The 12280-nt window shown below is 66.4% G+C and carries 15 protein-coding genes; 8 read left to right on the top strand and 7 right to left on the bottom strand.

Annotation, left to right across the window (positions count from 1 at the left end; all coding sequences use genetic code 11):
* Window positions 1-3: 3 nt before the first annotated feature.
* Window positions 4-600 (top strand): chorismate--pyruvate lyase family protein, encoded by a 597-nt coding sequence (locus WS49_RS10095; protein ID WP_059468302.1) that lies wholly within the window; start codon window positions 4-6, stop codon window positions 598-600.
* Window positions 600-1076 carry a DNA-deoxyinosine glycosylase gene (locus WS49_RS10090; protein WP_059527367.1) on the top strand — a complete coding sequence of 159 codons (477 nt, stop codon included), beginning with the start codon at window positions 600-602 and terminating at the stop codon, window positions 1074-1076. Before WS49_RS10095 ends, WS49_RS10090 begins: the two co-directional genes overlap by 1 nt.
* Before the next feature lie 37 nt (window positions 1077-1113).
* Here the strand turns inward: WS49_RS10090 and WS49_RS10085 are convergent, their stop codons facing one another.
* Entirely contained in the window at window positions 1114-1368 is a 255-nt protein-coding gene (locus WS49_RS10085) for a hypothetical protein (protein ID WP_059527364.1), read from the bottom strand.
* Between the two features lie 142 nt (window positions 1369-1510).
* Here WS49_RS10085 and WS49_RS10080 point away from each other — a divergent pair, with 142 nt between their 5' ends.
* The 4 genes from WS49_RS10080 to WS49_RS10065 all read left to right on the top strand — a co-directional run bounded on the left by WS49_RS10080 (window position 1511) and on the right by WS49_RS10065 (window position 5360).
* Window positions 1511-2428 (top strand): hypothetical protein, encoded by a 918-nt coding sequence (locus WS49_RS10080; protein WP_059527361.1) that lies wholly within the window; start codon window positions 1511-1513, stop codon window positions 2426-2428.
* 199 nt (window positions 2429-2627) lie between these two features.
* Entirely contained in the window at window positions 2628-2870 is a 243-nt protein-coding gene (locus tag WS49_RS10075; RefSeq protein WP_011352801.1) for a DUF3311 domain-containing protein, read from the top strand.
* A complete protein-coding gene (gene mctP, locus WS49_RS10070; RefSeq protein ID WP_059527358.1) occupies window positions 2867-4417 on the top strand; it encodes a monocarboxylate uptake permease MctP in 1551 nt (516 codons plus the stop codon). Before WS49_RS10075 ends, mctP begins: the two co-directional genes overlap by 4 nt.
* Before the next feature lie 430 nt (window positions 4418-4847).
* Window positions 4848-5360, top strand: a complete 513-nt coding sequence (locus WS49_RS10065; protein WP_156441380.1) for a hypothetical protein — start codon at window positions 4848-4850, stop codon at window positions 5358-5360.
* Window positions 5361-5413: 53 nt separating this feature from the next.
* Here the strand turns inward: WS49_RS10065 and WS49_RS10060 are convergent, their stop codons facing one another.
* The 5 genes from WS49_RS10060 to WS49_RS10040 all read right to left on the bottom strand — a co-directional run bounded on the left by WS49_RS10060 (window position 5414) and on the right by WS49_RS10040 (window position 10542).
* Window positions 5414-5866, bottom strand: coding sequence for a VOC family protein (locus WS49_RS10060; RefSeq protein WP_059527353.1), 453 nt, complete (start codon window positions 5864-5866; stop codon window positions 5414-5416).
* 246 nt (window positions 5867-6112) lie between these two features.
* A complete protein-coding gene (tal, locus tag WS49_RS10055) occupies window positions 6113-7066 on the bottom strand; it encodes a transaldolase (protein ID WP_059527350.1) in 954 nt (317 codons plus the stop codon).
* 168 nt (window positions 7067-7234) lie between these two features.
* A complete protein-coding gene (locus tag WS49_RS10050) occupies window positions 7235-8446 on the bottom strand; it encodes a benzoate/H(+) symporter BenE family transporter (protein WP_059527347.1) in 1212 nt (403 codons plus the stop codon).
* Between the two features lie 56 nt (window positions 8447-8502).
* Complete coding sequence (locus WS49_RS10045; RefSeq protein ID WP_059527344.1) at window positions 8503-9678, bottom strand: vWA domain-containing protein; 1176 nt, start codon at window positions 9676-9678, stop codon at window positions 8503-8505.
* A gap of 21 nt (window positions 9679-9699) precedes the next feature.
* Window positions 9700-10542: an AAA family ATPase gene (locus tag WS49_RS10040; protein WP_059527339.1), complete on the bottom strand. Its 843-nt coding sequence runs from the start codon at window positions 10540-10542 to the stop codon at window positions 9700-9702.
* A 244-nt stretch (window positions 10543-10786) separates the two neighbouring features.
* Here WS49_RS10040 and WS49_RS10035 point away from each other — a divergent pair, with 244 nt between their 5' ends.
* Both WS49_RS10035 and WS49_RS10030 read left to right on the top strand, forming a co-directional pair.
* Complete coding sequence (locus WS49_RS10035) at window positions 10787-11146, top strand: c-type cytochrome (RefSeq protein ID WP_011885616.1); 360 nt, start codon at window positions 10787-10789, stop codon at window positions 11144-11146.
* A 40-nt stretch (window positions 11147-11186) separates the two neighbouring features.
* Window positions 11187-11546: a c-type cytochrome gene (locus tag WS49_RS10030; RefSeq protein WP_011885615.1), complete on the top strand. Its 360-nt coding sequence runs from the start codon at window positions 11187-11189 to the stop codon at window positions 11544-11546.
* A gap of 72 nt (window positions 11547-11618) precedes the next feature.
* Here WS49_RS10030 and WS49_RS10025 read toward each other — a convergent pair whose 3' ends face one another.
* Complete coding sequence (locus tag WS49_RS10025; protein ID WP_373557189.1) at window positions 11619-12086, bottom strand: DUF1841 family protein; 468 nt, start codon at window positions 12084-12086, stop codon at window positions 11619-11621.
* Between the last annotated feature and the right edge of the window lie 194 nt (window positions 12087-12280).

Below are 12280 nucleotides of genomic sequence, written 5' to 3'. Positions count from 1 at the left end.
CGGATGCGATTCGACGGCGCACGGGCGGGCTGGCGCGAAACGCCCCGGCCCGGCTGCACGCTCGATCAGCGCGACTGGCTGACGCGCGGCGGTTCGCTGACCGCGCATCTGGCGCGGCTCGGCAGCGTGAGCGTGCGCGTGACGCGCGAGGCCGTCGACTGTCCGTGGTTCGACGAACCGGACGCGCTCGACAGTGCGCCGCGCGCGCCGATGTGGGTGCGCGAGGTGATCCTGTCGGTCGACGGCATGCCGTACGTCGCCGCGCACAGCATCGCGCCGCTCGCGGCCAGCAAGGGTGTCTGGCAGGCGATGCGGCGGTTGCGCACGCGGCCGCTCGCGGAGCTGCTGTACAGCGATCCGCAGGTGGAGCGCTCCACGCTCGTCAGCCGGCGCGTGATCGCCGGTCATCCGCTGTATGCGCTCGCGAGCCATGCGTTGCAGGGCGCGCGGGCGCCGCATGCGTTCGCCGCGCGGCGCTCGGTGTTCCAGCGGCACGGCAAGCCGTTGATGGTCACCGAATGCATGCTCCCCGCGCTGTGGCGCCATCTCGATGCGCACGGCGACGGGCCGCGATCCGTCGGGCCACGCGGAGCGGCGTGATGCTGCAGGGCTTTCCGCCGGTCGTCGGGCCGCATACGCACACGATGATTCTCGGCAGCTTTCCGGGCGAGGCGTCGCTCGATGCCGCGCAGTACTACGCGCATCCGCGCAACCAGTTCTGGCGGTTGCTCGGGGCGGTGCTCGGCGAGCCGGGGCTGCACGAGCTCGTGTACGACGCGCGGCTCGAGCGCGTGCTTTCGCACGGCATCGGCATCTGGGACGTCCTCGACGCGTGCCACCGGCAAGGCAGTCTCGATTCTGCGATCCGGAATGCGAAGCCGAACGACTTTGCGTCGTTGCGCGCGCATGCGCCGTTGCTGAAGAAAGTGTGTTTCAACGGCAAGACGGCGGGGCGGTTTGCCGACGTGATCGGCCAGGCCGGGTACGACACGCTGGTGCTGCCGTCGTCGAGTCCGGCGAATGCGATGCTGTCGTTCGAGCAGAAGCTGGTGCAGTGGCGGGCGATTCTCGCCTGACATCGATCAGGATCGCGCGCGGCCGTCGCCGCGGCGCTCAGTCGTCCTTGCCCCATCTCCACCTGGGCTTTTCGCCCTTGATCCAGCAAACGGCGGTCAACAGCGCGACCAACACCGCGACGCATGCAGCGTATGCGATCGGCGACCGGTGCGGCGGCGCGAGCCACGCGCTCGCGATGATCCCGATCGCGAACAGCAGCAGTACGACCCAGCCTTGCCAGGCAATCGGCAACCCCCATCCCCATCCGTAGCGCTTCGCCGGAAACCAGATCCTTTTGTCGTTCGGATTCATGCGTTCTCCTTCGATCACCGAGCGCAGCGTAACGCCAACCGGATTCGAAGTCATGCAGGGCAGGGCAGGCGGCACGGCCGCCATCGCCCACCAATGCTATCCTCTCGTCCGCTCATCCAGCGTCACCCAGCGAGATTCAATCATGACCCGACTGATCAAGCGCGCGTCCGCCGAGGCGCGCGCGTTCAAGCAACGCAAGCCGGCCGCCTACAACGGCTCCGAAAAACTCCAGCCGGCGCGCGTGAAGCGCCGTCCGGAGATCGACGAACACGACGACGTGCCCGTCCTCGAGGCGCCGCGCAAGCCGCGCTTCGCGCCCGTCACGTTCTCCGAAGAGCGCGGCGTGCGCTTCCTGCACTTCGGTACCGAATGGGTGCAGGGTGCAATGCGGATCTCGAAGCCGCTGCACATCGAGCTCGAATACGCGCAGCAGATGATGGCGTGGCTGCTGTTCCTCGAAACGCCCGAGCGGATCGTCCAGCTCGGGCTCGGCACCGGCGCGCTGACCAAGTTCTCGCACCGCTTCCTGCCGCACGCGAAGGTCGAGGCCGTCGAACTGAACCCGGCCGTGATCGTCGCGGCGCGCACGATGTTCGCGCTGCCGCCCGATGACGCACGCCTCGTCGTGCACGAAGCCGACGCATGGGATTTCGTCAACGATCCGGCCAACCGCGGCACGACGGGCGCGCTGCAGATCGACCTGTACGACGCGACCGCGCGCGGTCCGGTGCTCGACAGCGTCGCGTTCTACCGCGCGGTGCGCGGCTGCCTCGCCGACGCGGGCATCGCGACGATCAACCTGTTCGGCGACCATCCGAGCTTCGTGCGCAACATGAAGCATCTGAACGCGGCGTTCGACCATCGCGTGATCGCGCTGCCGGAAGTGCACGACGGCAACCGGATCGCGATTGCGTTCTCGGGCCCTGCGCTCGACGTGTCGTTCGCGCAGCTGGAGGCCCGCGCGAAGCTGATCGAGGACACGCTGAAGCTGCCCGCGCGCAAGTGGGTGAAAGCTTTGAAAGAAACGATCGGCGCACGCGAATCCTCGTTCGCGATCTGACGCTCATGCACCGGTCGCATGCCGGTGCAACCAACTTGACTGGGGGCGGATCACCTCGGGTTCGCCCCTGCTTGACCGCTCGCTCGCGGCTCCTATACTGGCGCGAAGCCAGGGGAGCCGCAGCTTACCCGTTTTGCCCCTCCTCTCGCCGCCGTACCCGCTTGACAAGATCGATAACCGGGAAAGATGAGGAGACGTCATGGCTCACGATGCCGACGCCAATCGGGCCGCCAAGCGCTGGCTCTGGCTGCTGGTGCTGCCGCTGATCGCGATGGTCTGGGTGCCGTCGTACAGCAAGATCGAACCGCAATGGTTGGGTTTTCCGTTTTTCTACTGGTACCAGTTGCTGTGGGTGTTCATTAGCGCGGTGATCACCGCGTTCGTGTATTTCAAGACCAAGAACGCGTGGAAGGCGAGCGGCCCGCAAGGAGGTGCGCGATGAACCTCGGCGCAACCTTCGTCTTCGTCCTGCTCTTCATCGGCGTCACGATCATCGGCTTCCTGGCCGCGAACTGGCGGCGCGGCGATCTCGCCCACCTCGACGAATGGGGCCTCGGCGGACGCCGCTTCGGCACGATCGTCACGTGGTTCCTGCTCGGCGGCGACCTCTACACGGCCTATACGTTCGTCGCGGTGCCCGCACTCGTGTTCGGCGCCGGCGCGATGGGCTTCTTCGCGTTGCCGTACACGATCCTGATCTATCCGTTCGCGTTCGTCGTGTTTCCGAAGCTGTGGAGCATCGCGAAGCGGCACGGCTACGTGACGGCCGCCGACTTCGTCAACGCGCGCTACGGCAGCCGGATGCTCGCGCTCGCGATCGCGGTGACGGGCATCCTCGCGACGATGCCGTACATCGCGCTGCAGCTCGTCGGCATCGAAGTCGTGATCGGCGCGCTCGGTTTCGACACGACCGGCTTCATCGGCGATCTGCCGCTCATCATCGCGTTCGCGATCCTCGCCGCATACACGTACACGTCGGGGCTGCGCGCGCCCGCGATGATCGCGATCGTGAAGGACATCCTGATCTACATCACGATTGCCGCGGCGGTCATCGTGATCCCGGCGAAGCTCGGCGGCTTCGGCCATATCTTCGCGTCGGTGCCGCCGGCGAAGCTGCTGCTGAAGGCGCCCGACGCGGCGAGCCTGAACGGCTACAGCGCTTACGCGACACTCGCGATCGGTTCCGCGCTCGCGCTGTTCCTGTATCCGCACTCGGTCACGGCGATCCTGTCGTCGGCGTCGGGCAACTCGATCCGCCGCAACATGGCGATGCTGCCCGCGTACTCGTTCGTGCTCGGCCTGCTCGCGCTGCTCGGCTACATGGCGCTCGCCGCGGGCGTGAAGGACATGCCGCAGTACGCGCCGTACTTCAAGGCGTTCGGCCCGAACTTCGCGGTGCCCGCGCTGTTCCTCGAGTATTTCCCGTCGTGGTTCGTCGGCGTCGCGTTCGCGGCGATCGGCATCGGCGCGCTGGTGCCGGCGGCGATCATGTCGATCGCGGCCGCGAACCTGTACACGCGCAACATCCACCGCGAGTTCGTGAACCGCAACATGACGCACGACCAGGAGACGCACGTCGCGAAGCTCGTGTCGCTGATCGTGAAGGTCGGCGCGGTGGCGTTCATCCTCGGGCTGCCGCTGACCTATGCGATCCAGCTGCAGCTGCTCGGCGGGATCTGGATCATCCAGACGCTGCCCGCGATCGTGCTCGGCCTGTACACGCGGCTGCTCGACCACCGCGGCCTGCTGGCCGGCTGGGCGGCGGGCATCGTGTGCGGCACGTGGATGGCGGTGTCGCTGAAGCTTGCGAGCTCGATCTTCACGATCCACCTGTTCGGCCTTGCGATCCCCGGCTATGCGGCCGTGTGGTCGCTGGTCGTGAACCTCGTGGTGTCGGTGGTGGTCAGCGTGCTGGTGCGCGCGATGGGCATGGCGCATGCGGAGGACCGCACGCGGCCGGAGGATTACCTCGACGTCGTCGAGAGCTGAACGTACCCGAGCTGTTGCAGTTTCGACACGGCGCCCGCGACGCAAATCGCGGGCGTTTTGCATGGTCCGCCGCGAACGCCCCGTGCGGCCGTGCTTCCGTTCTCGTTGATCTCCAAGCGATTCTAGGACGACCGCGCCGCGGTGAAAATCGGTGTATGACCGATTGGAAGAGGCGCTTGCCGATTGTCAATATTGCGTCCCGCCCGGCCCACGCCGGGTGATTCGATCTCGACACGATTCGACTACATGAGGGATGCAATGATGAAGATGGGGTTGCTGGTGCTCGGCCTGTGGTGCGCCGCGCTTGCCGGTTGTGTGAACGCGTACTACCGGTGAGGCCAACGATGAGAGTCCTGTTGATGTGGGTGCTCGTCGCCCCGATCCTGCTCGCCGGCTGCGCGAACATGTATTACCGGTGATGGTGGGCCCGATGAAAACGATCTTGCCGGCCGCGATGCTGTGCGCGATGCTCGCCGGCTGCATTTCAGTCTACGGTCCTAGACAGCGGTACGCGGCGCGCGATGCGCCGTCGGAGCAGCAGGATACGTCCGACCGCGCGCACGGCGCCGACGATGCATCGGGCATCGTGATCGGCAATCGCAAGTACGACGAAGTATGGACGGCCGTCGCGCAGTTCTATGCGGACCACAAGCTTGCCGTGCGCGTCAGCGATCGCGACGCGGGCCTTCTGGCCGCCGCCTATGCCGATTATCCGAACGCGGGCAATTTCCTGGATTGCTCCGCGCTGAAGCAGACGTCGAACGTGACGCATACGCTGAAGGTCGTGACGCGCATCGACGACGCCACGCAAGGCGTGACCGTGTCGATCGACGTCGCGGGCACGGCCAGCGTGGTCGCGGCCGGCAAGCAGAAGAGCGCGCGCGTCGCGTGCCATTCGAACGGCACGCTGGAGCGGGCGCTGGCGGAAGTGCTGCGCAAGTAGCGAGGCCGCCCGGATCCCGGCGCTTGCGCGGCGGTCCGGGCGGCGCGGGTGCGTTACTGTCCCGCGCGTTTCGCGAGATCCTCGCGTTGCGAGAGGTCTTCGACGTTGACCATCCAGTGCACGCCGAAACGATCTTTCGCCATCCCGAAGCCGAGCGCCCAGAACGTCTTGCCGAACGGCATCGTCACTTCGCCGCCGTCGGCGAGCGCATTGAACAGCTTCTGACCTTCCTCGACCGTCGCCGGGTTCAGCGACAGCGAATAACCCGAATGCGTGCCGCCCGGCTGGCTGCAGTCGCCGTCCGAGCACATGATCATCGAGTCGCCGATCGTGAAGCTCGCATGCATCACCTTGTCGCTCATCTCCGGCGACATCGGGTAGTCGGGATTCGGCGGCGCGTCCTTGAAGTGCATCTTGAACATCGTCTTCGCGCCGAGCGCCTTTTCGTAGAACTGAAGGGCCTCTTCCGCGCGGCCGTAGAACGTCAGATACGGTTGGACTTGCATCGTTGTCTCCTGTTGACCGGGCCGGCGTGTCGGTGCCGGCACGGGGACTTCCAAGATTGACCGGGAAGAGCACGCCGGGATGCGGCCGGCGCACTCGTGACGTGGATTGTAGTGCGCGCGCTTGACGATGGAATGAAAAATAAAAACGGCCGCGAACACGCAGTTCGCGGCCGTTTGCCACGCTTGCTGACGGCTGTTGTCAGGCTTGCTGACAGTTCAACTGACAGCCGTCACGCGCAACGCGGTTCAGCGCAGCGCATCGATCAGCTTCTCGAGCTTCACCGCGTCGGCGGCGAACACGCGGATGCCTTCGGCCAGTTTTTCCGTTGCCATCGCTTCGTCGTTCAACTGGAAGCGGAACGACGCCTCGTCGATGGCGACGCGCTCGGTCGGCTTGTCCAGCAGCGCGTCCGGCGACAGCTTGCGTGCCACCGTGTCGTTGCTTTCCTGCAGCTTCTGCAGCAAATCGGGGCTGATCGTCAGCAGGTCGCAGCCCGCGAGTTCGGTGATCTGGCTCGTCGTGCGGAAGCTCGCGCCCATCACTTCGGTGTTGTAGCCGAACGTCTTGTAGTACGTGTAGATGCGTCGCACCGACTGCACGCCCGGATCGTTCGCACCGCCGTTCTTCGCTTCATCCCAGTCGGCGCCGGCCTGCTTCTTGTACCAGTCGTAGATGCGGCCGACGAACGGCGAAATCAGTTGCGCGCCGGCTTCCGCGCATGCGGCGGCCTGGACCAGCGAGAAAAGCAGGGTCATGTTGCACTTGATCCCTTCCTTCTGCAGCACCTCGGCCGCGCGAATGCCTTCCCACGTCGACGCGAGCTTGATCAGGATGCGCTCGCGGCCGATACCGGCGGCTTCGTACAGCTTGATGAGCTCGCGGCCCTTGTCGATCGAACGCTGCGTGTCGAACGACAGGCGTGCATCGACCTCGGTCGACACGCGGCCCGGGATCAGTTTCAGGATCTCGGTGCCGAATGCGATCAGCAGGCGGTCGATGATGAAATCGGTGCTTTCGTCGCGGTGATCGCGGACGGTTTTCTCGAGGATCGGCTTGTATGCGTCCTTCTGGACGGCCTTCAGGATCAGCGACGGGTTCGTGGTCGCGTCCTGCGGCTTGTATTGCGCAAGCTGCTGGAAATCGCCCGTGTCGGCGACGACGGTCGTGTACTGCTTCAGCTGGTCGAGTGCGGTAGTCATGGCGATTCGGGAGGAGGGCGCAAGGCGCCGGGGTTCTCACGGGCCGCGCGAGCGCGGCAGCGAAGCGAGGCGGCGCCGGGCGCCGCCTCCGGTCCACTATTCTAGGCCCGAATCGCGTCGCGCACGTTTCGGCGTGCCGTTTGCGGTGCGGGCCCGCGCCATGCGGCGCTATGCGGGGCGCCGCGCGTTCAGGATCACCTGCGTGACGATCCCCGCGACGAGCCCCCAGAACGCCGAGCCGATCGACAGCAGCGTGAGGCCCGACGCGGTGACCATGAACGTGACGAGCGCTGCTTCGCGCTGCTTCACGTCCTGCATCGCGTTCGCGAGCCCGCTCATGATCGAGCCGAACAGCGCGAGCGCGGCGACCGACACGACGAGCGCCTTCGGCAGCGCCGCGAACAGCGCGGCGATGGTTGCGCCGAAGATCCCGGCGATCAGGTAGAACGTGCCGCACCACACGGCGGCCGTGTAGCGCTTCGCGTGATCCTCGTGCGCTTCGGGGCCCGTGCAGATCGCGGCGGTGATCGCCGCGAGGTTCACGCCGTGCGAGCCGAACGGCGCGAGCAGCAGCGATGCGAGGCCGGTGGTCGCGATCAGCGGCGACGACGGCGTCGAATAGCCGTCCGCGCGCAGCACCGCGATGCCCGGCACGTTCTGCGACGCCATCGCGACCACGAACAGCGGAATGCCGATGCTGACGATCGATGCGATCGAGAACGCGGGCATCGTGAACACGGGCTGCGCGAGCGCGATATGGAAGCGGCTGAAGTCGAGCAGGCCGAGGCCGCCGGCCACGGCGGTGCCGACGATCAGCGTCGTGACGATCGCGTAGCGCGGCGCGAGCCGCTTGACGATCAGGTAGGTGAAGAACATCGCGAGCACGAGCGCGGTCTGGAACTGCGCGGCGCGGAAGATCTCGATGCCGATCTCGAACAGGATGCCGGCGAGCAAGGCGGCCGCGATGCCGGCCGGAATGCGCCGCATCAGCGTGTCGAACAGCCCGCTCACGCCGATCGCGGTCAGCAGCAGCGCGCACACGACGAACGCGCCGATCGCCTCGGCGTACGGCACGCCGGGCAGCGACGCGATCAGCAGCGCGGCGCCGGGCGTCGACCAGGCGACCACGACGGGCGCGCGAAAGCGCAGCGACAGGCCGATCGTCGTCAGCGCCATGCCGATCGACAGCGCCCAGATCCATGACGAGATCTGGGCGTCGGTCAGGTGCGCGGCGCGGCCGGCCTGGAACATCAGCACGAGCGAGCTCGTGTAGCCTGTCATCATCGCGACGAAGCCGGCGACGAGCGTCGAGACGGACGTATCGGTGAAAAAGCGGCGGCCGCCGGCGCGGCCAGCGCTCGCGGTGGGCGAAGGGTTCATGCTATCTCCGGGGGAGGCCGCCTGGACGCGGCCTTCGTGTCTATAGGGCGGGTTCGTTATTTGCTGAGTGCGCGCATCGCGGTTTCGAGGCCCGCGAGCGTGAGTGGATACATGCGCTGACCGAGCAGATCGCGGATCACCGCGACCGATTGCCGGTACTCCCATAGCCGCTCGGGCTCGGGGTTCAGCCAGGCATGGTGGGGGAACTGGTCCGCGAGGCGGCGCAGCCAGACGGCGCCGGCTTCCGGGTTGTTGTATTCGACCGAGCCGCCGGGCTGCAGCACCTCGTACGGGCTCATCGTCGCGTCGCCGACGAAGATCAGCTTGTAATCGGGCGTGAACTTGTGCAGCACGTCCCACGTCGCGGTGCGCTCCGAGTGGCGGCGGCGGTTGTTCTTCCACAGGTGGTCGTACACGCAGTTGTGGAAGTAGTAGAACTCCAGGTGCTTGAATTCGGCCTTCGCGGCCGAGAACAGCTCTTCGGTGCGCTTGATGTGATCGTCCATCGAGCCGCCGACGTCGAGCAGCATCAGCACCTTCACGTTGTTGTGGCGCTCGGGCACCATCCGCAAGTCGAGCCAGCCGGCGTTCGCGGCCGTGCTGCGGATCGTGCCGGGCAGGTCGAGTTCCTCGGCCGCGCCTTCGCGCGCGAAGCGGCGCAGGCGCCGCAACGCGACCTTGATGTTGCGCGTGCCGATCTCGACCGAATCGTCGTAGTCGCGGTAGGCGCGCGCCTCCCACACCTTGACCGCGGTGCGGTTGCCGTTCGACGGGCCGCCGATGCGCACGCCTTCGGGGTTGTAGCCGCCGTGCCCGAACGGCGACGTGCCGCCGGTGCCGATCCACTTGTTGCCGCCTTCGTGGCGTTCCTTCTGCTCGTCGAGCAGTTCCTTCAGGCGCTCCATCAGCTTGTCGAGGCCGCCCATCGCTTCGATCTGCGCCTTTTCCTCCGGCGACAGCTCGCGCTCGAGACGCTTCTCGAGCCAGTCGAGCGGAATGTCGAACGCTTCGGACGGCAACGCGGACACGCCATGGAAATACGCGCCGAACGCCTGGTCGAACTTGTCGAAGTACTGCTCGTCCTTGACGAGCGTCATTCGTGCGAGGAAGTAGAACGCGTCGATCGACGGCGAGATCAGCCCGGCCTTCAGCGATTCGAGCAGCGTCAGGTATTCCTTCACCGAGACGGGCAGCTTGGCTGCGCGCAGCGCGTAGAAGAAATTGAGCAGCATGGCCGGGCCTTCGCGGGTGGGTTACCGGTTGTGCCGGTTCATGTAGACGAGCCGCTCGAGCAGGCTCAGATCCTGCTCGTTCTTCAGCAGCGCGCCCGCGAGCGGCGGCACGATCTGCTTCGCGTCGGCGCCGCGCAGTGCGTCGGCCGGGATGTTCTCGGCGAGCAGCAGCTTCAGCCAGTCGAGCAGTTCGGACGTCGACGGCTTCTTCTTCAGCCCGGACACGGCGCGCAACTCGAAGAAGCTCTCGAGCGCCGCGCGCAGCAACTCCTCGCGGATGTGCGGGAAGTGGACCGCGACGATCTGCTGCATCGTCGACGGATCGGGAAACTGGATGTAGTGGAAGAAGCAGCGGCGCAGGAACGCGTCGGGCAGTTCCTTCTCGTTGTTCGACGTGATGATCACGAGCGGGCGGTGCTTCGCGCGTACCGTCTCGCGCGTCTCGTACACGTGGAATTCCATCCGGTCGAGCTCGCGCAGCAGGTCGTTCGGGAATTCGATGTCGGCCTTGTCGATCTCGTCGATCAGCAGCACGCTCGGGTGCTCGGCGTCGAACGCCTGCCACAGCACGCCCTTCACGATGTAGTTCGAGATGTCCTTCACGCGCTCGTCGCCGAGCTGCGAGTCGCGCAGCCGCGATACCGCGTCGTATTCGTACAGGCCCTGCTGCGCCTTCGTCGTCGACTTGATGTGCCACTGCAACAGCGGCATGTCGAGCGCGGCCGCCACTTCCTCGGCGAGCATGGTCTTGCCGGTGCCGGGCTCGCCCTTGATCAGCAGCGGCCGTTGCAGCGTCAGCGCGGCGTTGACCGCGAGCTTCAGGTCGTCGGTGGCGACGTAGTGCGAGGATCCTTCGAAACGCATGGCGGCGCTCTTTCCTGGTCGCAAAAAAACCCAGTATAAGTCAGAAGGGCTGTCCGGTTGGCCCGGGGCCGCGTATCGTTGCGGGGCTGCGGCGGGGCGGACCGGGGCGCCGTATGGACGCATTCCCCGCCGACGCGGTACAATCTGGCCGTTTTTTTTGGCCTGCGTGGCGACCGACAAGCAAAACGGCGCGGGCCGTTGCCGCTTCGGCGCCAGTTTCCCCTCAAGCTAGGTTACAAGAGCTATGAACAAATTCGTCGGCAAACACGTCGTTGTCGCAGCGCTCGTGGCGCTCGCGGGCAGCGCGCAGGCGGCCGGTGTGGTCGGCAACCCGAAGGACGGGGCGAGCAAGGCCGCCATGTGCATCGGTTGCCACGGCATCCAGGATTACCGCGCGGCGTACCCGGAGGTCTACCGGGTGCCGGTCCTCGGCGGCCAGAACCAGCAATACCTCGAGAACGCGCTGAAGGCCTACCGCAAGAAGGATCGTCATTTCCCGTCGATGAACGCGATCGCCGGTTCGCTGACGGACCAGGACATCGCGGATCTGGCGGCCTACTACGCCGCCCAGAAGGCCGACACGAAGGACAATCCCTACAAGTAAAGCGCGCGCCGCCGATCTGACCGGCGGGACAGGAGCATTCATGAACAACGCATTCAAGACGGCGGCGGTTGCACTGGCGGCCGGCCTCGCGATCGGTACCGCGCATGCGGCGGACACCACGAAGGGCAAGGAGCTGGTCGAGTCGCACAACTGCGCGGCCTGCCACGGCGCGCAGCTGAACAAGCCGATCAACGCGGAGTATCCGCGCCTCGCGGGCCAGCACGCCGACTACCTCGTGTGGGCGATGCGCCAGTACCAGATGGGGCTGACGAACCCGCTGCTCGGTCGCAACAACGCGATCATGCAGGCGCAGGTGCAGAACCTGTCGGTCAGCGACATGAAGGACATTGCCGCCTACATCGAGTCGCTGAAAGAGACCGATCTCGTCTTCAAGAAGTAAGCGCGCCGGACCTTGCCGGTCCGTGCAGCCAGCATACCCCGCCGCGGCGGGGTATTTTTTTGTCCGCGGCGCTCAGTCGCGCGACGCGCGGCGCAGGATGCGCTGCAGGTACGCGTCGGTATCGGGCGGCGTGCCGGTGCGTTGCGCTTCCCAGATCGTCTCGCCGAGGCATTCCATGATCATGTGCTGCGCCTCGTGGGTCGAATCGAGCTTCGCGGCCAGCTTGTCGTGCGCGGCGCGGATGCCGGGCGGCTGATCGATCGACAACTGCTCGCTGATCGCGAGGTGCATCGACAGGTGCAGGAACGGGTTCGTGCGGCCTTCCTCGGGCGTGTAGTTGCGCGCGGCGGCGCTGTCGGCGTCCGCGAGGTCGTCGTGGTATTCGGGATGCTCGACGATCCAGTCGGCCGCCATCGCTTCCAGCGGCGTCAGGATCTCGCCGGCGCGCTGCTTGCGCCAGGTCTCGGTGAAAAAGCGACGGACTTCGTCGCGACTCGGATTGAACATGGTGGGGACGCGTCGTGATTCGGGCGGCGTCATGCCGCGTCGCGCATTGTACGCCGGGTCGGCGCATGGCGCTGGCGGCGGGCGGGGGGCGCACCGTGGCGTAGCGCGGCGACGTCGATCCGCGTCGGCCGGCGCGGGCTGCGGCGCGGCGCAACAGGTAAGCGAGGGCTAGGCTGCCGGCCAGCGGGCCGCTACACTCCGACGATTCCCGTCGTCGCACTTGCCCA

This window comes from Burkholderia sp. RF7-non_BP4, from assembly GCF_001521935.1.
GTDB lineage: Bacteria > Pseudomonadota > Gammaproteobacteria > Burkholderiales > Burkholderiaceae > Burkholderia > Burkholderia diffusa.
Note: the sequence above shows the minus strand (reverse complement) of the source record. Positions and strands in the feature narration are given on the sequence as shown.